The sequence below is a fragment of the Kitasatospora sp. NBC_01539 genome (assembly GCF_045040525.1).
Taxonomy (GTDB): domain Bacteria; phylum Actinomycetota; class Actinomycetes; order Streptomycetales; family Streptomycetaceae; genus Kitasatospora.
The window spans coordinates 5,345,131-5,366,059 of the sequence record NZ_CP109390.1; the positions used below are offsets into that span (position 1 = coordinate 5,345,131).

Genomic DNA, 20,929 nt, shown 5'->3' on the forward strand with positions numbered 1-20,929 from the left:
GGAACCCCCGGTCGGACCGACCGGGGGTTCCCGCGCGTCCCGGGCCCGTCACTTCAGGTCGGGCACCGCGGTGTCGTTCTTGAAGGCCTCGAAGACCTGCTTCGACTTGACCGCGTCCCACTTCACCGCGGACTCGCCGGTGGCGGTGCGGAAGTTCGGGTTGCCGATCGGCACGGTGATCGACTTGCCGTCGCCGCCCGTCACGCCCTTCATCGCCAGGAACATCGAACCCAGGTCGGTCAGGCCCGCGTCGTCGTCCACGATCAGCGTGCCCAGGCCCGAGCTCACCATCGGGTAGAAGGTGAACGGGTTGAGCAGCGTCGCCGGGGACGCGGCCTGCTTGGCGAGCGCGCCGAGGAACTTCTGCTGGTTGCGCATCCGGCCCAGGTCCTGGTCGGCCATCTGGTGCCGCTGCCGGACGAACCCCAGCGACTGGGTGCCGGTCAGCGTCTGGCAGCCGGCCTTCAGGTCGAGGCCCGAGTCACGGTCCTTCACGTCCTTGTCGATGCACATGTCCACGCCGCCGACCGAGTCGACGATCCCGACGAAGCCGGCGAACCCGATCTCCGCGTAGTGGTCGATCCGCAGGCCGGTGTTGTGCTCCACCGTCTGCACCAGCAGCCGGCCGCCGCCCCGCGCGAAGGCCGCGTTGATCTTGGAGTTGGAGGCCGGGATGGTCTTGCCGCTGCCCTCGGTGTCCAGGTGCTTCGGGATCTCCACCCACGAGTCGCGCGGGATCGACATCAGGGTGTTCCCGTTGTCGCCGATGTGCAGCAGCATCATCGAGTCGCTGCGCTTGCCCTGCGCGGAACCGGTGTGCAGCGAGTCCTCGTCGGCGTCCGACAGGCCCTCGCGGCTGTCCGAGCCCACGATCAGCCAGTTCGTGCCCTCGCCGGCCGCCGGACGGCCGTCGTAGCCCGCCAGCACGTTCTCGTGCCGCAGCTGCGAGTCGGCCCAGAAGTAGGTGCCGACGCCCGTCACCAGCAGCGCCCCGACCACGGCCAGCGCCGCCACCTTGATCTTCCGGCCGCGCGGCCACCGCGACGCCGCCGGCGACGAAGGTCTCGCACCGCCGGTGCCCCCCGGTCCGCCCGGTGCGTCCGCGCCGCCCGCCGGGCCGAAGCCCGGCTGCGCCGGCGGCTGCGCCGAGCCGTACTGCGGCTGCGCCGCCCCGTACTGCGCGGGCCGGGCCGAGCCGTGGCCCGGCTGCGGCTGCGCGGGGACCGCGCCGCCGTACGCCCCCGCGCCGCCCTGACCCCCCGGCCCGGACGGCCCGCCCTGCGGAGCGGCCCCGGGCCCGCGCGGGTTCAGCCCCGGCGGCAGCGGCGGCTCGGCGGCCGCCCCACCCTGGCGGTACCCGTCGTCGTTCCGACCGTACGCGCCCCCGCCCCCCGGGCGGTCCTCCTGCCACGTGTTCATGTGGGGAAGGATGCCCGAAAGCGGGGCGCCGCAGTGCCCCGGCCCCCGCCCCGGGGCCCCTTGTAGCCGATTTGATGCACGCTGCGGACGGCCCGGCCGAAAGTTCACCTGCTGGAACCAACCTTGACCGGCCGAAACGGCCCGTGCTTGCATGGCGGCATGGAGCAGCAGAGGATCCTCACGCGTCGGCGGCACGTCGACCTGCTGCGTGTGGCCCGCTCGCTGTGTCGTGGCTGACCTTCGCCCCACCGCGCGCCACCCGTTCCGACCCGCACCCCTGCACCCGGCCCCACCGCCGCGGTCCGTGCAGCGCTGCCCGCTCGCTCCCGCTCCGGGGCCGCCCGCAGGCCCCGCCCCTTCCGAGGTGATCCCATGGCCACCGTCCTGTCCGTCTCCGGCTCCCCCTCCGCCACCTCCCGCACCACCGGGCTGCTCCGCCACGTCGACGCCCGGCTCGCCGCACTCGGCCACGAGGTCGTGCCCTTCGACGCGCGGAGCCTGCCCGCCGAGGCCCTCCTCTCCGCCGACTTCTCGCACCCCGCGATAGTCCGCGCCGTGGAGCTCTTCGAACAGGCCGACGGCGTCGTCATCGGCACCCCGGTCTACAAGGCGGCGTACTCCGGGCTCCTCAAGGCCCTGCTCGACGTCCTCCCGCAGTACGCGCTCCGCGGCAAGGCCGTGCTGCCGCTCGCCACCGGCGGCTCGACCGCCCACGTGCTCGCCGTCGACTACGCGCTGCGCCCGGTGCTCAGCGCGATGGGTGCGGGCCATGTCACGCAGGGGTGGTTCGTGCTCGACCGCGAGATCACCCTGCGCGCCGACGGCACCGCCGACGTCGAGCCCGGGACGGACCTCCTGCTCACCCCGGTGGTCGACGCCTTCGCCGCGGCGCTCGGCCACACCGCCCCCGCGGGCACCGCCGCACGGACCCCGGAGCTCGCCGCGGCCCGCTGACCCTGGTCCCGGAGGACCGGTCCCCTAGGGGGAGGGGACCCTCTCCCCGTACATCTCCCGGTCACCCGCGTTCCTCCCGGCGGAGGACGATCGGCCGGTGCGGCACTCCTAACGTGGTTCCTACAGCCCGACACCCCGGCCGGGGGTGGGGCTGGCTCCAGGGCGAGGACGGTGGCCCGCACCATGTCGCAGGACACGGTGCGGCCACCAGGCTGTGGGGCGACGGGTGGACGACGTACGAGGAGATCCCAGTGAAGACGGCAGCTGCAGCCGTGCACGACCCCAAGCTTCCCGGTGGCGACGGCGCCACCGCCGCCTCCGCGCGGCAGGTGACGAAGGCCTACGGCGAGGGCGAGACCCGGGTCACCGCGCTCGACGCGGTCGACGTGGACATCCGACGCGGACGCTTCACCGCGATCATGGGCCCCTCGGGCTCCGGCAAGTCGACGCTGATGCACTGCCTCGCCGGGCTCGACACGGTCACCGCGGGCGAGATCCGGATCGGCGACACCGAGATCACCGGGCTGAAGGACAAGCAGCTCACCCGGCTCCGCCGGGACAAGATCGGCTTCATCTTCCAGGCGTTCAACCTGCTGCCCACGCTGAACGCCCTGGAGAACATCACGCTGCCGATGGACATCGCCGGCCGCAAGCCCGACGCCGCCTGGCTGGAGCAGGTCATCGAGACCGTCGGCCTCGCCGACCGGCTCAAGCACCGGCCCACCCAGCTCTCCGGCGGCCAGCAGCAGCGCGTCGCCGTGGCCCGCGCGCTCGCCGCCCGGCCCGAGATCATCTTCGGCGACGAGCCCACCGGCAACCTCGACTCCCGCTCCGGCGCCGAGGTGCTGACCTTCCTGCGACGCTCGGTCGACGAGCTCGGCCAGACCATCGTCATGGTCACCCACGACCCGGTCGCCGCGGGCTACGCCGACCGCGTCCTCTTCCTCGCCGACGGCCGCATCGTCGACGAGATGCACGCCCCCACCGCCGACACCGTCCTGGAGCGCATGCGCCGCTTCGACGGCAAGCGCACCAGCTGAGCCGGGGGACGACACCGATGCTGCTCAAGACCTCCCTACGGAGCTTCCTCGCCCACAAGGGGCGCATGGTCCTCTCCCTGATCGCCGTCGTGCTGTCCGTGGCCTTCGTCTCCGGCACGCTCGTCTTCTCCAACACCGCCACCAGCACCTTCGACAAGCTCTTCGCCTCCACCGCCTCCGACCTCTCCGTCGGCACGGCGAAGGACGACCTCGCCCCCGGCGAGACGGACGGCGGGAAGCCCCGCACCGTCCCGGTCGACACCGTGCAGAAGATCGCCGCCCTGCCCGGCGTGAAGACCGCCCTCGGCCAGGTCTTCGTGGAGAGCGCCACCCTGGTCGACCCCGCCACCAACAAGGCGATCGGCCCGACCAGCGGCGCCCCCACCCTCACCGGGAACTGGGTCGACACCCCGCGCAACTCCGTCGACATCACCTCCGGCGGCGCCCCGCAGGGCTCCGGCCAGATCATGCTCGACGCCGACACGGCCAAGAAGGCCGGGCTGAAGCTCGGCAGCCCGCTGCGCGTCATCACCCTCGGCGGCAGCTACGACTTCACGCTGTCCGGCATCGTCACCTTCCACACCACCAACCCGGGCGCCGCCCTCGCGTTCCTCGACACCCCGACCGCGCAGAAGGACCTGCTCGGCAGCGCGGCCTTCACCACCGTCGAGGTGTTCGGCGACGGCAGCCGCACCGACGACCAGCTGAAGCAGCAGGCGCTCGCCGCCCTCGGCACCGGCTTCGAGGCGAAGACCGCCGCGGAGCAGAAGGCCGAGAACGCCCAGGACGTCGGCTCGTTCCTCAACTTCATGAAGTACGCCATGCTCGGCTTCGCCGGCATCTCGCTGCTCGTCGGCGGCTTCCTGATCATCAACACGTTCTCCATGCTGGTCGCCCAGCGCACCCGCGAGATCGGCCTGCTGCGCGCCCTCGGCGGCAGCCGCAAGCAGGTCAACCGCTCGGTGCTGGTGGAGGCGCTGATCCTCGGCGTGCTCGGCTCGACCATCGGCCTCGGTGCCGGCCTCGGCCTCGCCATGCTGCTCATCCAGCTCATGAAGGCCGTCGGCATGAACCTCGACGCCTCCTCGCTGGACGTCACCTGGACGGTGCCGACCGCCTCCTACGCCGTCGGCATCCTCATCACCGTCCTCGCCGCGTGGGTCCCGGCCCGCCGGGCCGGCCGGATCTCCCCGATGGCCGCCCTGCGCGACCACGGCACCCCGGCCGAGGCCTCGGCGAACCGCGTCCGCGTCATCGTCGGCCTGGTCGTCACCGGCCTCGGCACCGCCGGCCTGGTGCTCGCCGCCGCCGCCGACAAGGCCGCCGACGGCGGACTCTGGCTGGGTCTGGGCGTCCTGCTCACCCTGGTCGGCTTCGTGATCGTCGGCCCGCTGCTGGCCACCGTCGTCATCCGGGTGCTCGGCGCCGTGCTGCCCGCGGTGTTCGGCCCGGCGGGCACGCTCGCCCAGCGCAACGCCATGCGCAACCCGCGCCGCACCGGTGCCACCGCCGCCGCCCTGATGATCGGCCTCGCCCTCGTCACCGGCGCGTCCGTGGTCACCTCGTCGATGGTCAGCTCGGTCAACGGCCAGATCGACAAGTCCGTCGGCGTCGACTTCATCCTCAACAGCCAGGGCAGCGGCATCGGCCCGGCCGTGGTCGACGCGGCCCGGTCCACGCCCGGCCTCGCCCACGTCACCGAGCAGAAGTCGCTCCCGGCCGTCCTCACCACCCCGGACGGCGCCACCACCAGGACCGACCTGGTGGCCGCCTCGTCCACCTTCACCTCGGACTTCCACATGCCGGTGGCCTCCGGCAGCGCCGAGGCGGCCTTCACCGGCGGCCTGTCCGTCGACCAGAAGTTCGCCACCGCGCACGGCCTCAAGGTCGGCGACCAGGTCAAGGTCGACTACGGCCGCGGCCGGACGCAGTCCCTGCCGCTCGGCGTGATCACCGCCAACGGCAACTCGATGTTCGACGGCGCCTTCTTCACCGGCATCGACACCGTCGCCGAGGCGATCCCCGCCGCGGACCTCCCGGCCGACGTGGCCGTGTTCGCCGAGGCCGCCCCCGGCGCCGACCCGGCGCAGACGCTCACCGCCCTGCAGAAGGCCGTCGAGGCCTACCCGCAGGTCAGCGTCCGCGACCAGGCGGGCTACAAGGACCTCGTCCAGACGCAGGTCAACCAGCTGCTCTACATGGTCTACGGCCTGCTCGGCCTGGCGATCACGGTCGCGGTGCTCGGCGTCGTCAACACGCTCGCCCTGTCGGTCGTCGAGCGCACCCGGGAGATCGGCCTGCTCCGGGCGATCGGCCTGTCGCGCCGCCAGCTGCGCCGGATGGTCCGCCTGGAGTCCGTGGTCATCGCCGTCTTCGGCGCCCTGCTCGGCACCGGGCTCGGCCTGGCCTGGGGCGTCACCTCGCGCGACGTCCTCATCGACCAGGGGCTCGACACCCTGACCATCCCCACCGGCACCATCGCCGCCATCCTGGTCGCCTCGGCCGTCGTCGGCCTGCTGGCCGCCCTGCTGCCGGCCTTCCGCGCCGCCCGGATGAACATCCTCGCGGCCATCGCCACCGACTGACCGCCGCACCTGCGGGTGCCGTCGCAGCACGGAGGGGCCGGGCCTGCAGCCCGGCCCCTCCGCCGTTTCGGCACCCGCCGCCCAGGTGGCCGGCCCCGCCGCCCCGGCCGCCGGCCCCGCCCGGCGGCTTGGCATCATCACCCGCATGCCCGCGTCCCCGCCGCCCGCCGCCCCGCCCTTCACCGACGCCGACGCCGACCGGTGGCGCGCGGCCCGGACGTGGCGGCGCCTGGAGGCGCGCTGGCTCGCCGTGCTCCCCCTGGCCGTGTGCCTCCTCGCGATGCTCTCCGACCCGGCACCGACCGGGTGCTCGGCTCCCGCGTCCTGTCTCACCCCGTGGACGGAGACCGCCACCGGCGTCGTCCTCCTCGCCGAGGCGATGCTCCTGCTGGTCCGGCCCCGCCGGCCGTACCTCGTGCCCGCGGCGGTCGCCGTCCTGATCTGGCTGATGCCGACCGGGCTGCCCGACGCCTTCACCCGCTGGACGGCGCTCACCGCGCACGTCCTGCTCGCGCTCGCCCTGCTCCGCGCGGACGCGGGCCGCCGCCGGGCCCGCCGGATCCTCGACCTGGCGGCCGGCCCGGCCGTGCCGTACCCGTGGACGGCGGTCGGCGCAGCGCGTCCCCCGCTGTCCGCCGTGCCCGTGGGCCGCTGCCTGACGGCGGCGCTCGCCCTCGCGGCCGCGATCGTCCTTGCGGTCACCGGGCACGGCAACCAGCGCGACAGCGACGCCCTCGCCGCACGGGCCGCACCCGTCGAGGCCACCGTGCTCTCCACGGACGCCGAGGGCCTCACCGCCCGCGTCGGCTACACCACCCCCGGCACCGGGCAGCAGCGCACCGCGGACCTCGACGTCTGGTGGGATCCGACGCCGCACCGCGGTGACCGGCTGCCGCTGCTGGCCGACGACGACGGCTTCGCCCGGCTGGTCGGCGACCCGTACGACCCGGCGTCCTGGTACGTCTTCGGCGGCCTCGCCGCCACCGCGGCCGCGCTGCTGCTCTCCTCCGCGGTGGCCGACGTGCGCCGCCGCCGCGCCTTCTCCGCCGCCGGCGCACCCGCCCTGCGGGTGCTGGTGAGCCAGGACGCCAAGGGCGACACCCTCGTCCGTCCCGCCGGGGCGCCGACCGCCGCGCCGCTCTGGCGCTTCCAGGAGAGCAACGCCTGCCTGTGGTGGCCCGGCCGGGACGCCGAAGGCTGGGTGCCGGAGTACACCGTGGCCGGGTACCGGCACGCCGGCACCGAGCATGACGGCACGCAGGAGGCCGGCACCGGGAACGACGGCTCGGACGGCACCGCCGACGCCCTCCGGAAGCCGGGCCCGGTGTCGCCGCCCGTCGCCGCGAGGGCGGCCGACCGGGCCGCGCGCCCGACCCCGGCCCTGCTGTTCCACGGACCCGACGGCCCGTCCGCCCAGCTGCTCGTCCGCCCCGGCCACGCGGGCGCCCGGTGGCGGGTCTCCGTCACCGGGGCGTTCCCGGGCGTGCCGCGGTGGTGGCGCCGGGGCAGGCCGCTCGGCGACGACGACGACGCCGTCTCCGTCCTGGCCGGCGCGTCGCTGGCCGACGCGGACGCCCGGACGGCCGGGGCCGCCGAGCCCGCCGACACCGGCCCGGAGCCCGCGCGGGTGGTCGGCATGCCGCGGCCGCTGCGCCTCGCGGCCGGTCCGCTGCTGGCGGTGCCTGCGGCGGTGTTCCTCTGCACCGCGCCGGCCGACGGCTGGTTCGGCGGGCTGGTGCGGCCGCTCCTCACGACGTCCGCGATGTTCGTGGCCCTGGTCACCGCCCTCACCTGGCAGGCGGGGTTCGACCGCGAGGGCCTGGTCGTCGCCTCGGGCCTGCGGGTGCGCCGCTGGTCCTGGGACGAGGTCAACGCGGCGGCCGTGCACCGCGGCCGCCTGTCGGTGCAGGGCACCGACGGGAGCACCGTGCACATCTGGGCCTGGCCCGCGGCGCCCCTCGGGCGGCATCTGGGCGGCGCCTACGCCCCGGCCGCGGTGGCGGAGACGGTCACCGTGCTGGCGCACCGCCCGGCCCGCCGCCCGACGACGGCGCTGCCCGGCCGGGTGGGCACGGCGCAGGTGCTGCTGAACCGGTCGTCGCTGGCGGCCGTCGTGCTGTGCGCCGTCGGCTGGTACGTGGTGCGCGCGGTCACGGGCAGCTGATCTCGCTGCCGGTCTCCGCGCTCACCGCGGGCGCCGGCGTCCGGGTCGCGGAGGCGGAGGCCGAGGCGGGCGGCGGGACGGCGGCCGGCGCGGGCGAGGGCGTTCCGCCGTGGTCGGTGCCGACGACGACCTGGAGCGTCGCGCCGAGCCCGGGTGTCCGGACGAGCTCCGCGCCCGGCAGGGCCGCGGCCAGCGTCTTCGCCGACTCGTCCCACCGGGGGTCGTAGCGGACGGACGTGCGGGCCACCGCGGTGCCCGTGTTGGACGGCGTGCCGGTGGTGGCGAAGCCCGCGCGGCGCAGGTCCTCGTCGACGCGCTGCCCCAGGCCGGTCACGCCGGTGCCGTTCAGCACCTGCACCCGGATCTGCGCGGCGGGCACGGCCCCGTCCGCGGCGGACGCGACCACGGGGGACGCGACCACGGGGGACGGCGACGGGTCCGGGTGCGTCACGAGCGGCCGCCCCTCCCGGACGGTCTCGAAGAGCGTCTCGGCGCGTTCCGTGTCCCACAGCACCGTCGACCCCCAGCCGGCGACCTGGTGGTCGACGTCGGACACCGGCACGGTGGCGAAGTCCGCGGAGCCCGCGGAGAGGCCCCGGAGGCGGGTGGCGAAGTCGAGCAGGGCGCCGGTGGTCAGCCCCTTGTCGGCCTTCACGGACTTCAGGGCGGTGCCGAGCACCGACCCGAGCCGTTCCGGGTCGAGCAGCACGTCCTGGGCGGTGGCCTGGTGCAGCAGCTGGGCGACGAAACGCTGCTGGCGGCGCATCCGGCCGAGGTCCGACGAGCCGTCGACGTGCCGGGCCCGGACGTACTTGAGCGCGCCCGCCCCGTTCAGCCGGGTGGTGCCGGCGGGCAGGTCGAGGCCGGAGTACGGGTCCTTGAGCGGCTTGGCGGTGCAGACCTCGACGCCGCCGAGGGCGTCGACCGTGGTGACGAAGCCGAGGAAGTCGATCTGCAGGTAGTGGTCGATCCGCAGGCCGGTGTTCTTCTCGACCGTGCGCACGGTGAGCGGGGCGCCGCCCATCCCGTACGCCGCGTTGATCTTGCCCTTGGTGGCGGGCACCTCCCGGCGGGTCGCCGGGTCCTGGTGGGCGGGGATGTCGACGTAGGAGTCGCGCGGGATGCTCAGCACGGTCGCCCGGCCGCCGTTGCGGGCGAGCTGCACGACCATGAGCGTGTCGGTGCAGTGGCACGACTCGCCGCCCGCGTGCAGGACGTTCTTCAGGGTGTCCTCCGGGACGCCCGCCCGGTCGTCGGTGCCGGCCACCAGGAAGGTGGTGAGGCCCTCGTCGGCGGGCCGGTCGCCGCCGCCGATCGCGTCGATCCGTTCGATCGCGTCGCCGACGCCGTGCAGCAGCATCCACCCCGCGCACGAGGTGGCGAGCACCGCCAGGGACAGCGCGCCGACCGCCCAGCGGCCCCACCGGCCCCAGCGTGGCCCCCGGCCCCGGCCCCGGCGCGGACCGGGGCCGGGGGCCACGGGTCGCCTCGGCGGGGGCTCCTGCCGGTCCCGGCCGCGTCTCGCCGGTCCGGTCGGCCGGGCGGGCCTCCGGTCCGCACCCCGCCCCGCGCCCCCGGCGCCGCCCTGCGCCGACCGGCCCGCGCGTCCGCGCGGCGGGCGGGACGGCGGCGGCACGAACGGACGTGAGGACGGCATCTTCGGGATGCTAGGCCCGCCGGTGCCCGGCCGTGACCGCGCCGCGCCGCACGGTCACCCGAGGTGGCGAAACGTTCCGCCCGGCGGTGTCCGGGCTGCTGGGCAGGTGTGTTCCGGCGACCCTCGTCTGACATCCGGCGGGTCCCGCCGGTACGGTGGGCGCGATGAACACCAAGGCTGCTGAGGAGCTGCCGGCGGTCTCCGTGATCATGCCGGTGCTCAACGAGGAACGTCACCTGCGCACCGCCGTCCTGCGGATCCTGGAGCAGGACTACGCCGGCGACGTCGAGGTCGTGATCGCCCTCGGCCCGTCCACCGACCGGACGGACGAGATCGCCGCGGCGCTCGTCGCCGAGGACCCGAGGGTCCGGACGGTGCCCAACCCCACCGGCCGCACCCCGGCCGGCCTGAACGCGGCCATCCGCGGCTCGCATCACCCCATCGTGGTACGCGTCGACGGGCACGGTCTGCTGACACCGGGGTACATCGACACCGCCGTCCGGCTGCTCGGCGCGATGGAGGCCGCCAACGTCGGCGGCGTCATGCACGCCGAGGGCGAGAGCGAGTGGGAGAAGGCGGTCGCCGCCGCCATGACCTCCAGGATCGGCGTCGGCAACGCGGCCTTCCACACCGGAGGCCTGGCCGGCCCGGCCGAGACGGTCTACCTCGGCGTGTTCCGCCGCGAGGTGCTTGAGCAGCAAGGCGGCTACAACGAGGAGTTCGTCCGCGCCCAGGACTGGGAGCTCAACTACCGCATCCGCCAGGACGGCGGCCTGATCTGGTTCACCCCGCAGCTGCGGGTCACCTACCGGCCGCGGCCCAGCGTGCGGGCGCTCGCCAGGCAGTACAAGGACTACGGCCGGTGGCGCCGGGTCGTCACCCGCTACCACCGCGGCTCGGTCAACCTCCGCTACCTCGCCCCGCCGGCCGCCCTGCTGGCCTGCGTGGCCGGCCTGGTGCTCGGTGCCGCGGTCCACCCGGTCTTCCTGGCCGTGCCGGGCGGCTACGTGCTGGGCATCCTCGGCGGCTCGGTGGTCGAGGGCCGCGGGCTGTCGGCCCGCGCCCGCCTGCAGCTGCCGGTGGCGCTCGCCACCATGCACATGAGCTGGGGCTTCGGCTTCCTCACCTCGCCGCGCAAGCTGGCCCGCCGGGTGATCGCCAGCAAGCGGCCCGAGCCGATGGCGCCCCGGGCCGAGAGGGCCTGAGCCGAGAGGGCCCGAGCCGAGGGCGCCGCGGGCCGGGAAGGCCCGGCCCGCCCGCGCCGAACGGCCCCCTCCGCGGGCACCCGGGCACTATCGTCGCGCCATGGGGATTCCTGAGGGGGCCGACGTGTCGCGGCCGCGCCCGGCGGACGTCCGGATCGAGCCGACCGCCGACGTCGACGAGCGGGCCGTGATCGGCCCCGGCAGCACCGTCTGGCACCTGGCGCAGGTGCGTGAGCACGCCGAGATCGGCGCCGAGTGCATCATCGGCCGCGGCGCGTACGTCGGTCCGGGCGTCCGTCTGGGCGACCGGGTCAAGCTGCAGAACCACGCGCTCGTCTACGAGCCCGCGGTGGTCGAGGACGGCGTGTTCGTCGGCCCGGCGGCCGTGCTCACCAACGACCTGTACCCGCGCGCGGTCGACCCGGAGGGCCGGCTCAAGCGCGGGGACGACTGGCACGCCCGCGGGGTGACGCTCCGGCAGGGCTGCTCGATCGGCGGCCGCGCGGTGCTCGTCGCCGGGGTGACGGTGGGCCGCTGGGCGCTGGTCGCCGCCGGGGCGGTCGTCCACCGCGACGTCCCGGACTTCGCCCTGGTCGCCGGCGTGCCCGCCCGCCGGATCAAGTGGGTCGGCCGGGCCGGCGAACCGCTGGAGCCGGCCGGCGGCGACCGCTGGCGCTGCCCGCGGACCGGCGAGGAGTACGTCGAGAGCGGCGGCCTGCTCGCCCCGTCCGCCGAACCGGGCCCGGCGGACGGGCCGTGACGGACGGGGCCTGACGGGCTCTCAGTAGGTGTAGAGGCCGCCCTGCGGCACGACCTCCATGCAGCTCTCGTCGTCGTCCGAGGTCTCCGCGTCCACCGACTTCGGCAGTGCGGTGGGCGCGGCGGCCGGGGTGAACGCCGTACCGGCGGTCCAGTCCCTGCCGATCGACAGGCTCAGCGTCCGGGACGTGCCCGACTCCACCAGGGCGTCGGCGGGCAGGTTCAGCGCGGCCGCCACGGCCTGCGCCTCGGCCCGGTGCCCGGCGCCGTAGGCGAGCCGGGTGGTGTCGCGGGCCGTGCCGTTGCCGGTCAGGGAGGCCTTCGCGAACCCGGCCGCGGTCAGGGCGCTCCGCACCTCCGAGGCCCGGCCCTCGGTGCCGGAGGAGTTCTGCACGCTGACCGCGATCGTGCTCCTCGCGGGAGCGGTGCCGCCGTCGGACGCCACCGGGGACGGCGACGGCGACGGGGCGGCGGAGGCCTGCCCGGCCGCCGCGCCCTTGCCGTCGAGAGGGGTGTCGGCGAGCAGCATCCGCCAGATCTGCTTGACCTCGGTCTGCTTGAGCAGCAGCTTCGCCGTCGGGTTGGCCGGATCGGCGATCACCGGCACGGTGAGCGTGGTGGTGCGCTCGGTGGGCACGCCGCGCAGGTCGGTGCCGAGGTCGTAGATCGCCTTCAGGTCCGCGAGCGGCTTGTCGACCGTGAGCGACTTCGTCGCCGCCTCGGCGAGCGTCATCAGCTGTCCGGGGTCGGTGAGCCGCCCACCGGACTTGAGCTCGCGGATCATCGAGCTGAGGTACATGTGCTGGGCCTTGGTGCGGCCGAGGTCGGAGCCCCAGGCGTCGCGGGTGCGCAGCCACTTGAGGGCGTTCTCGCCCGTGACCCGGGTGGTGCCCTTGGGCAGCTTGAGGCCGGTGCCGCCGTGGCCGGGCCGGTAGCGGTCGTACATGTTGCGGTCCACGCAGACGGGCACGCCGCCGACGGCGTCGGCCATCCGGACGACGCCGCCGAAGTCGACGACCATGTAGTGGTCGATGTCGAGTCCGGTCAGGCTGATCCAGGTGCCCACGACGCAGCCGGGGCCGCCGCGGGCCAGCGCCTCGTTGATGGCGGTGTGCTTCACCGCGGGGTACTTCGTGCCCTTCTCGTCGCGGCAGGCCGGGATGTCGACCATGGTGTCGCGCGGGATGCTGATCATCGAGGCGTTGCTGCGGTCCGCGGAGACGTGCAGCAGCATCTGGACGTCGGCCAGGCCGGGGCGGGACGCCTCGTCGGCGGAGCCGCCGAGGGCGACGTTCTCGCTGGTGCCGCGGCTGTCGGTGCCGATCATCAGGATGTTGAGCGGGGTCTGCCCCTTGGCGTTCGGGGCCGTCCGGGCGCCCTGCTCGTCCGTCAGGTTCTTGGTGCCGGACCTGATGTTGCCGTTGAGGTGCTGGTAGTAGAGGTAGCCCGCGCCGCACCCGGCGACCAGGGTGGCGCCCGTGGTGATGGCCGTGACGCGCAGCCAGCGGCGGGCCCGCTGCCTGCGCCGCGATCCGTTCCCGCCCTGCCGGGCCCGGCGGACGGCAGCCCTGCCGCCGGGTATCGGCTCCACGCTCGTCATGCTGCTCCCCGCCGCTCGTCGTGTCCCTGCGCCGGTCGGCCGGCAGGGGTGGTCCCGGACCGGCCGGCGGCCGCGCGGCCGGATCGTCCCGGGGATCACCCCCGGGACGGGCCTGGGCCGGGGCGTCCTGCGGCCGGTCGGTCTACACACAAGACGCAGCGGGCGGGCGAAAGGTTACAGAAACGATCGTGACGGGGCCGACACCGTCCCGTTCCGGCCGACTACCGCGCACACACGTCCTCGTCGTCCGCCTGCACCCGCTGGAGGTTCTTCGGCGGGGCGGTCGGCACCGGCACCGGTGAGGGCGTGCCGGCCGCCGAGGCACCGGAGGAGCCGCCGCCGGCGGTGCCGGGGGAGGGTGCTGCCGTGTAGTCCCGGCCGAGGACGACCACCAGGGCGTCCCCGGTGTCGAGCGAGGCGCTCTGCCGTACGGAGCCGGCGGGCAGCCCGAGGGCGGCGGCCAGGGCGGCGGCCTCCCCGGCCCGCCCGGCCGGGTAGCCGATCGAACTCGACGCCGCGGTCGTGGTGTTGCCGCCCACGGTGGCCTGGGTGAAGCCCTTCGCCCGGAGGTCGGCGGTGGCCTGGCCGGCCTGCCGGCCGACACCGCTGCCGTTGCGCACCGTCACCTCGACCCCGGACGGGTCGAGCAGCACCGGCACCGGCGGCCTGACGGACGAACGGCTGACGGGGGCGGCGGTCGAGCGGCCCGCCGCGGTGGCTGCCGTGCCGCCGGCGGTGGGGACGGGCGGCGCGGCCGGCGCCCCGATCGACCGGTCGGCCGCGATCAGGGCGAAGAGCTGGGCGGCGTCGGGCTGGCGCAGCGCGAGCCGGTCGCGGTCCCGCAGGTCGTCCATGACGGGCACGGTGGTGAAGGTGATGGTCCCGGTGTCGACCCGGCTGAGCTCGACCGCGAGGTCCTTGAGCCGGCGGACGTCGTCGATGCCGGAGTCGACGGTGAGTGCCTTGGTGGCGGCGTCCGCGAGCTGGAAGAGCTTGGTGGGGCTGGTCAGCGTGTCGCTGCTCTTGATCTTCCGGATCATCGAGGAGAGGAACTGCTGCTGCAGCGGGATCCGGGTGAGGTCGCCGCCCAGCCCGACCGCGTGCCGGGTGCGGACGAACGCGAGCGCCTCCTCGCCCTGCACGGTGTGCCGACCCTTCGTCATCCTCAGGTGGGAGTCCGGGTCGTCGATGTTCTTCGCCGCGCAGACCTCGACGCCGCCGACGGCGGTCGAGAGCGACTTGACGGCCTCGAAGTTCACCATCATGAAGTGGTCGATGTGGATGCCCGTCAGCTTCTCCACGGTCGTCCAGGTGCAGCCGGGGTCGCGGCCGTCCTCGCCGAGACTGGCGTTGAACATGGCCCGCCGCTCCCCGGGGATCCGGAGGCTGCCGGTGCGGCACTCCGGGATCTGCACCATGAGGTCCCGGGGGATGCTGATCACGGTGGCGTTGCTGCGGTCCTTCGCGACGTGGAACAGCAGCGTGGTGTCCGCGTGCCCGGTGCCGCCCTCGTCGCCGTACCGGCGGCCGAGGCCCACCCGGCTGTCGGTGCCGATCACCAGGATGTTGAGCGCGCCCTCGATCGCCCGCGGCCGTTCGGCCTCCACGCCGACGTGGACGTCGACGGAGGCGATGTTCCCGTTGAAGTGCCGGTAGGCGAAGTAGGCGCCGCCGCAGCCCGCGACCAGGGCCAGCGCGGCGGAGACCGCCGTCCAGCGCAGGGCCCTGCGGCCGCGCTCGGCCGATCTGCGGTCGCGCCGCCGGGCGGCCCGGCCGTCCGCGGCGGGGGTGGCTCTCCGTCCGCGGCCGCCCGCCGCGAGGTCCGGGACGGGGGCCTGGACGAGTGCTTGGGCGGGGGCCCGGGCGGGGGTGCGGTCGTCGGGCCCGGGCCCGGTCGGGCCGACCGCGCGGGGGGAGGCGCCCGGAGCGTCGCCCGGACGACGGTTTCCGCTGTTCACCTCGGACACCCTAGACGAGCGCGCGTCCGTTTCGGCCCGCATGCGGTGATTTCTCCCCGGGGTGATGAACCCTCGGAACACGCGGAACGCCCACGTGTTCGGAGGTCCCGGAAGGACGGTCCGTACGCGGGCGTTCCGTTCGAGGGCGGGGGGCGTCGGGGGTGGTGCGGGCGGGACGGTGGTCCGTACGGCTCAGCCGAGCCGCAGGGTCACCCGTTCGGCCTCGATCCGCTTCTCCCACTGATCCGCCGTCAGGGTGCCGGAGTTCCGGCAGAGCACGACCGACGCGCCGGCGGCGAGCGGCGCCAGCAGCCCGGCCTCCAGCCCGGCCCAGTCGTCGTACGCCAGCGTGGACATCACCCGGTCGCCGACCCCGATGCCGAGGCGCGCCGCGCCCTCCCGGGCGAGCTGCACGGTCTGTTCGCCGGTCAGTTTCAGCGGCAGCCCGTCGATCTCGGTCTCCAGCGCCGGCGCCTCCGGGTTCGGCGGGGAGTACGGCGCGAAGCGGTCACCCTGGCCGGGCACCTCGGCGGCGTAGTCGAGGAAGCCGTCGGGGCGCTGGGGGAAGCGGCCGCCGAGCGGACGGAGGGCCAGCGCCACCCGTTCGCCGGAACAGGCCGCCGCGGCCTCCAGTCCGTCCGGTCCGCTGACCACGAGGTCGGCGTCGGCGGGGTCGCCGCCGGGCAGGGCGGTCACCCCGACGGACCAGCAGGCGAGCAGCCACACCGCGCTCTGCCAGTGGGCCGGGAGCAGCAGCACGGCCCGGTCGTCCGGGCCTGCGTTGAGCTCGTCCTGAAGGAGGTTGGCGGTCTTCGCGACCCAGTTGTCGAAGGTCTTCGCGGACAGCTCGACTCTCTCGCCGGTCGAGTCGTCGTAGAAGGTGACCAGCGGACGCGAGGGGTCGGCATCGGGGGCCCCGGAGCGCAGGTAGGCGTGCAGCAGCTCGGCGGGGATGCGGGCGTCGGCAGCGAAAGGCGCAGTCATGGTGCGGTCCAGCCTACGGCCTCGGTGTCCTCGTCCGGCAGGGGCGTCCGGGTCGGGCGGGCGACGTGGCGGCTCAGGTTATTTGCCGTCAATATCCGATTTATGCGCCTTGAACGACGGGCCGCCCTCGCGGCGGCCGCCACCACGACCACCCTGCTGCTGACGACCCTGGCCGCCGTGCCCGCCCACGCGGACCCCGGCACCGGCGGCGTCACCACCGTCCCGCTGGAGTCATCGCTCCGCGGGCCCGACACCCTGCGCGACATCGGCCCGCGCACCACGGCCTCCTTCGCCCTCGTCGGCGTCAGCTGGGACGACCCGGCCGAAGCCCTCGACGGCGGCGTGCAGGTCCGCACCCGCAGCGCCCTGACGGGCCGATGGGGCGCCTGGTACGACCTGGAGGCCGACCGGGACGACCGCCCGGACGAAGTCACCGGCCGCGGCGCGACCGCGCCGCTGTGGGTCGGGCCGAGCGACGGCGTCGCCGTCCGGGTCACCGCGGGCACCCGGCCCTTCCCGGCCGGGCTGCGGGCCGAACTCGTCGACCCCGGCGCCGATCCGGTGGCTGCACCCGAGCCGAGGCCGGCCGAACCCGGCCTGCGCGCGGGCGGTGCCGCGCCGCGACCGGGCATCGTCACCCGCGCGGGCTGGGGCGCCGACGAGTCGATCCGCGAGAGCGGCTTCGGCTACACCGGCGACGTCCGGGCGGTCTTCGTCCACCACACCGACACGACCAACGACTACGCCTGCACCGACGCCCCCAAGATGATCAGGTCGATCTACCAGTACCACGTCAAGAGCCTCGGCTGGCGGGACATCGGCTACAACTTCCTGGTCGACCGCTGCGGCACCATCTACGAGGGCCGCGCGGGCGGCGTCGCCGAACCGGTGCTCGGCGCCCACACCCTGGGCTTCAACACCAACTCCGCCGGCGTCGCCGCCCTCGGCACGTACGTCTCCGCACAGGCGCCGCAGGCACAGGTGGACGGCGTCTCGCAGATCGCCGCGTGGAAGCTCGGCCTCACCGGCAAGGACGCCCAGGGCACCGCCACCCTCGTCTCGGCCTCCGACGGGAGCAAGTACAAGAAGGGCACCTCGGTGCAGTTCAAGTCGATCTCCGGCCACCGGGACGCCTTCAACACCGAGTGCCCCGGCGAAGCCCTCTACGACCGGCTCGGCGACATCCGCTCCTGGGCCGCCCACCTCCAGGGCCGGTGAACCCCGCCGGCCCCGCACCCGGGAGCGATCCCGCCGACCCCCCGACCCCGGCCGGACCCGCCGCCCACCCGCGGCAGGTCCGGCCGTCCGCCGTCCGCCCCCGGGCGTCGCCGCCGCCCGGCCCGACGCGCGTATCGTTCCTCGCGGACGACAGGCCACCCGGACGGGACGGCCGCACACGAGGGAGTGACGGGCGATGCCGGGCACGGTACGGCGATGGCGCCCCGGATTTCCGGTCGACCTCGGCCGCACCCTCTTCCCGCTGCGCCGCGGCCCCGCCGACCCGTCCTTCCGCGCCGACGCCGACGGCGCGTACTGGCGTGCCTCCCGCACCCCCGGCGGCGTCGGCACGCTCCGCATCGCCGCGCACGCCGGCGAGATCGAGGCCCGGGCCTGGGGAGCGGGCGCCGACTGGCTGCTGGAGGCCCTGCCGCGGCTGCTCGGCGCCGAGGACGACCCCGCCGCCCTGGTGGTGCCGCCCGGCCCGCTGCGGGACGCGCAGCGCGGCCACCCCGGGGTGCGGCTGGCCAGGACGGGGCTGGTGATGGAGTCGCTGGTGCCCGCGATCCTGGAGCAGAAGGTCACCACCCTGGAGGCGTACCGCGCATGGCGGACGCTGCTGCGTGACTTCGGCACCCCGGCACCCGGCCCGCAGCAGGGGCTCCGGGCGGCGCCGTCCGCACGCGACTGGGCGACGATCCCGAGCTGGGAGTGGCACCGCGCCGGGGTCGACCCGAAGCGGTCGGCGACGGTGGTGCGGGCGGCCCGGCTCGCCCCTCGGATGGAGGAGGCCGGGGCCCTCGGTCACGCGGAGGCCTTCGCCCGGCTGACGGCGGTGCCCGGCGTCGGCCCGTGGACGGCGGCGGAGACCCTGCAGCGTGCGGCCGGCGACCCCGACGCGGTGTCGGTCGGCGACCTCCACCTGCCGAACCTGGTCGGCTGGGCCCTGGCCGGGCGGCCGCGCAGCGACGACGCGCAGATGCTGGAGCTGCTGGAGCCGTACCGGCCGCAGCGCCACCGGCTCTGCCGGCTGATCGGCCTCACCGGTGCCCGTGCGCCGCGCTACGGGCCCCGGCTGAGCCCCGAGGACCACCGGGGCCGGTAGGGCTCGCCGGGCTCAGCGCACCGTCAGGAACGGGTCGGCGGTGCGGTCCGGACGCTCCTTCGGCGCCTCGGCGGGCCGGCCGACGGCGACGGCGCCCATCGGGTCCCAGCCCTCCGGGAGGTCGAGCACGGCGCGGACGGTGTCGCGGCAGAACATCGTCGACGACACCCACGCGGAGCCGTAGCCCTCACCGGTGAGGGCGACCAGCAGGTTCTGCACGGCGGCACCGATCGCCACGGTGAACATCTCGCGTTCGGCGGCCGCCCGGCGGGCGTCCGGGTAGGCGTGCGAGCCGTCCATGACCAGGCAGGGCACCACCAGGTACGGGGCGTTGCGCAGCACGTCGCCGCGGGCGGTGCGGCGGGCGACCTTCGCGTCGTCCCAGCCGTCGAGCTCGCGCAGGTCGCGGCGCCAGGCGTCGAGCATCGCGTCGAGCAGGCGGGTGCGCGCCCCGGCGCTCTCCAGCAGGACGAACCGCCAGGGCGTGGTGTGGTGCGGGGCCGGCGCCGTCACGGCGGCGGCGACCGCACGGCGGACCGCGCCCGGGTCGACGGGCTCGGCGGTGAAGGCGCGCACGGTGCGCCGCAGCGTCACCGCCTGCCGCAGCGCCTCGGAGGTGCCGAGCCGGAACATGTCGTCGGCGGCGGGGCGGACGAGCTCCCGGGCGCCGTCGCCGTCCTCGGCGGTGACGAGCCCGGCGAGCCCGCGGACGACGGCGACCGGCGTGCCGGTGGACTTGCCCTTCACCAGGTCGCCCGCGGCGGCGAGCTCGTCGGCGGTGGCGGTGACCGTGAGCTGCAGCGGGTTGCCGTGGCCGTCGGTGCGGCCGCGGTGGTCCTCCAGGACGGACAGGCCCGCTGCGCCGATCGCGACGTCGGTGAGGCCGGTGCGCCACGGACGGCCGAAGGTGTCGGTGACGATCACGGCGAGCCGGCGGCCGGTGAGCTCCTGGAGGCGCTTGCGCAGGCTGCGCGCGGAGGCGTCCGGGTCCTCGGGCAGCAGCAGCACGGTGCCGGGCGGGGTGTTGGACGCGTCGACCCCGGCGGCGGCCATCACGAGGCCGTTGCGGTTCTCGACGATCCGGGCCGGGCCGCGGCGGGCGACGACGCGGACGGTCTCGGCGTCGATCGCGGCCTCCCGGTCGGCGGCGTGCAGCAGCCGTCCCTCGGCCTTGCTGACGATCTTCGAGGTGACGAGCAGGATGTCGCCGTCCTCGAAGTCGCCGTGCTCGGCGATGAGCGCGGCGAGGTCGGCGCCGGGCGGCACCTCGGGCAGGCCGGTGACCGGCACGACCTGCAGGCTCACGCGCGCACCTCGGCGGCGAGCTCCAGCGCGGCGCGGGCCATCGCGGTGGTCGCCGGCACGTCCGTCATCAGCAGCGGCAGCGCCCGGCAGCGGATGCCGGCCGCCTCCACCCCGGCGACGGCCGCCCCGTCGGCGGTGTCGACCAGCCAGCCGTCGAGCAGGTCGGCGCCGTAGTGCCGGGCGACGGCCTCCGCCCCGGCCTCGACACCGATCGCGGTGAGCACCTTGTCGGCCATGCCGCGCACCGGCGCGCCGCCGATGATCGGCGAGAGGCCGACCACCGGCGCCGCGGCGGAGACGAGCGCGTGCCGGATGCCGGGCACGCCGAGGATGGTGCCGATCGACACCACCGGGTTGGACGGCGGCAGCAGGACGACGTCGGCCGCGGCGATCGCCTCCAGCACGCCGGGCGCGGGCTTCGCGGTGTCCGCCCCGACCGCGACGATCGCCTCGGCCTCGACCTCGGCGTGCAGCCGCACCCAGTACTCCTGGAAGTGCACGGCGCGGGTGCCCTGCCCGTCGGTGATCCGCACGTGCGTCTCGACCCGGTCGTCGCTCATCGGGATCAGCCGCACGCCCGGCTGCCAGCGGTCGCACAGCGCCTCGGTGACCGCGCTCAGCGGGTAGCCGGCGGCGAGCATCTGGGTGCGGACGATGTGCGTGGCGAAGTCGCGGTCGCCGAGCCCGAACCACTCGGGCCCGACGCCGTACGCCTTCATCTCCTCCTTGACGGACCACGTCTCGTCGGCCCTGCCCCAGCCCTGCTCCTCGTGGATGCCCCCGCCGAGGGTGTACATCACGGTGTCGAGGTCGGGGCAGACCTTGAGTCCGAAGAGGTGGATGTCGTCACCGGTGTTGCCGATGACGGTGATCTCGTCGCCGGGGGCGACGGCCTCCTTCAGTCCGCGCAGGAAGCGCGCCCCACCGATTCCGCCAGCCAGTGCCACGATGCGCATGGGGTCATCCTGCCAGTCCG

The 20,929-nt window shown here is 75.2% G+C and carries 15 protein-coding genes; 8 read left to right on the forward strand and 7 right to left on the reverse strand.

What is annotated here, in order from left to right:
• Positions 1 to 48 precede the first annotated feature (48 nt).
• Complete coding sequence (locus tag OG335_RS23230; RefSeq protein WP_405013052.1) at positions 49 to 1,419, reverse strand: LCP family protein; 1,371 nt, start codon at positions 1,417 to 1,419, stop codon at positions 49 to 51.
• A gap of 372 nt (positions 1,420 to 1,791) precedes the next feature.
• On the opposite strand from OG335_RS23230, the gene ssuE reads away from it, so the two are divergent.
• The 4 genes from ssuE to OG335_RS23250 all read left to right on the forward strand — a co-directional run bounded on the left by ssuE (position 1,792) and on the right by OG335_RS23250 (position 8,162).
• Positions 1,792 to 2,373: an NADPH-dependent FMN reductase gene (ssuE, locus tag OG335_RS23235; RefSeq protein ID WP_405013053.1), complete on the forward strand. Its 582-nt coding sequence runs from the start codon at positions 1,792 to 1,794 to the stop codon at positions 2,371 to 2,373.
• Between the two features lie 251 nt (positions 2,374 to 2,624).
• Positions 2,625 to 3,413: an ABC transporter ATP-binding protein gene (locus tag OG335_RS23240; protein ID WP_405013054.1), complete on the forward strand. Its 789-nt coding sequence runs from the start codon at positions 2,625 to 2,627 to the stop codon at positions 3,411 to 3,413.
• Between the two features lie 17 nt (positions 3,414 to 3,430).
• Complete coding sequence (locus tag OG335_RS23245; RefSeq protein WP_405013055.1) at positions 3,431 to 5,998, forward strand: ABC transporter permease; 2,568 nt, start codon at positions 3,431 to 3,433, stop codon at positions 5,996 to 5,998.
• A 145-nt stretch (positions 5,999 to 6,143) separates the two neighbouring features.
• Positions 6,144 to 8,162, forward strand: a complete 2,019-nt coding sequence (locus OG335_RS23250) for a hypothetical protein (protein ID WP_405013056.1) — start codon at positions 6,144 to 6,146, stop codon at positions 8,160 to 8,162.
• On the opposite strand, the gene OG335_RS23255 is transcribed toward OG335_RS23250, so the two are convergent.
• Positions 8,149 to 9,642, reverse strand: a complete 1,494-nt coding sequence (locus tag OG335_RS23255; protein WP_405013057.1) for an LCP family protein — start codon at positions 9,640 to 9,642, stop codon at positions 8,149 to 8,151. The genes OG335_RS23250 and OG335_RS23255 overlap by 14 nt on opposite strands.
• Positions 9,643 to 9,983: 341 nt before the next feature.
• Between OG335_RS23255 and OG335_RS23260 the strand changes: the two genes are divergently transcribed.
• Together OG335_RS23260 and OG335_RS23265 are read left to right on the forward strand one after the other, a co-directional pair.
• On the forward strand, positions 9,984 to 11,024 hold the full coding sequence (locus OG335_RS23260; RefSeq protein ID WP_405013058.1) for a glycosyltransferase family 2 protein: 1,041 nt from the start codon (positions 9,984 to 9,986) through the stop codon (positions 11,022 to 11,024).
• Positions 11,025 to 11,124: 100 nt separating this feature from the next.
• Positions 11,125 to 11,784, forward strand: a complete 660-nt coding sequence (locus tag OG335_RS23265) for an acyltransferase (RefSeq protein ID WP_405013059.1) — start codon at positions 11,125 to 11,127, stop codon at positions 11,782 to 11,784.
• A 21-nt stretch (positions 11,785 to 11,805) separates the two neighbouring features.
• On the opposite strand, the gene OG335_RS23270 is transcribed toward OG335_RS23265, so the two are convergent.
• From OG335_RS23270 to OG335_RS23280, 3 genes are all read right to left on the reverse strand, one after another.
• Positions 11,806 to 13,374: an LCP family protein gene (locus tag OG335_RS23270; protein WP_405013060.1), complete on the reverse strand. Its 1,569-nt coding sequence runs from the start codon at positions 13,372 to 13,374 to the stop codon at positions 11,806 to 11,808.
• A 230-nt stretch (positions 13,375 to 13,604) separates the two neighbouring features.
• The gene (locus tag OG335_RS23275) at positions 13,605 to 15,341 is read right to left on the reverse strand and encodes an LCP family protein (protein ID WP_405013061.1); all 1,737 of its coding nucleotides are present in this window, start codon (positions 15,339 to 15,341) and stop codon (positions 13,605 to 13,607) included.
• Between the two features lie 192 nt (positions 15,342 to 15,533).
• Entirely contained in the window at positions 15,534 to 16,325 is a 792-nt protein-coding gene (locus OG335_RS23280; protein ID WP_405013062.1) for a TIGR03089 family protein, read from the reverse strand.
• 102 nt (positions 16,326 to 16,427) lie between these two features.
• On the opposite strand from OG335_RS23280, the gene OG335_RS23285 reads away from it, so the two are divergent.
• Entirely contained in the window at positions 16,428 to 17,543 is a 1,116-nt protein-coding gene (locus OG335_RS23285; RefSeq protein WP_405013063.1) for a peptidoglycan recognition protein, read from the forward strand.
• 196 nt (positions 17,544 to 17,739) lie between these two features.
• Positions 17,740 to 18,648 (forward strand): DNA-3-methyladenine glycosylase family protein, encoded by a 909-nt coding sequence (locus OG335_RS23290; RefSeq protein ID WP_405013064.1) that lies wholly within the window; start codon positions 17,740 to 17,742, stop codon positions 18,646 to 18,648.
• Between the two features lie 12 nt (positions 18,649 to 18,660).
• Here OG335_RS23290 and OG335_RS23295 read toward each other — a convergent pair whose 3' ends face one another.
• Together OG335_RS23295 and cofD are read right to left on the reverse strand one after the other, a co-directional pair.
• Positions 18,661 to 19,953: a coenzyme F420-0:L-glutamate ligase gene (locus OG335_RS23295; protein ID WP_405013065.1), complete on the reverse strand. Its 1,293-nt coding sequence runs from the start codon at positions 19,951 to 19,953 to the stop codon at positions 18,661 to 18,663.
• Positions 19,950 to 20,909, reverse strand: a complete 960-nt coding sequence (gene cofD, locus OG335_RS23300) for a 2-phospho-L-lactate transferase (protein WP_405013066.1) — start codon at positions 20,907 to 20,909, stop codon at positions 19,950 to 19,952. Before cofD ends, OG335_RS23295 begins: the two co-directional genes overlap by 4 nt.
• Between the last annotated feature and the right edge of the window lie 20 nt (positions 20,910 to 20,929).

Excerpts from the sequence above, each read along its gene's own strand:
- OG335_RS23280 (WP_405013062.1), bottom strand. The coding sequence starts at position 16,325 with ATGACTGCGCCTTTCGCTGCCGACGCCCGCATCCCCGCCGAGCTGCTG.
- OG335_RS23230 (WP_405013052.1), bottom strand. The coding sequence starts at position 1,419 with ATGAACACGTGGCAGGAGGACCGCCCGGGGGGCGGGGGCGCGTACGGT.
- OG335_RS23265 (WP_405013059.1), top strand. The coding sequence starts at position 11,125 with ATGGGGATTCCTGAGGGGGCCGACGTGTCGCGGCCGCGCCCGGCGGAC.
- OG335_RS23250 (WP_405013056.1), top strand. The coding sequence starts at position 6,144 with ATGCCCGCGTCCCCGCCGCCCGCCGCCCCGCCCTTCACCGACGCCGAC.
- ssuE (WP_405013053.1), top strand. The coding sequence starts at position 1,792 with ATGGCCACCGTCCTGTCCGTCTCCGGCTCCCCCTCCGCCACCTCCCGC.
- OG335_RS23260 (WP_405013058.1), top strand. The coding sequence starts at position 9,984 with ATGAACACCAAGGCTGCTGAGGAGCTGCCGGCGGTCTCCGTGATCATG.
- OG335_RS23285 (WP_405013063.1), top strand. The coding sequence starts at position 16,428 with ATGCGCCTTGAACGACGGGCCGCCCTCGCGGCGGCCGCCACCACGACC.
- OG335_RS23290 (WP_405013064.1), top strand. The coding sequence starts at position 17,740 with ATGCCGGGCACGGTACGGCGATGGCGCCCCGGATTTCCGGTCGACCTC.
- OG335_RS23245 (WP_405013055.1), top strand. The coding sequence starts at position 3,431 with ATGCTGCTCAAGACCTCCCTACGGAGCTTCCTCGCCCACAAGGGGCGC.
- cofD (WP_405013066.1), bottom strand. The coding sequence starts at position 20,909 with ATGCGCATCGTGGCACTGGCTGGCGGAATCGGTGGGGCGCGCTTCCTG.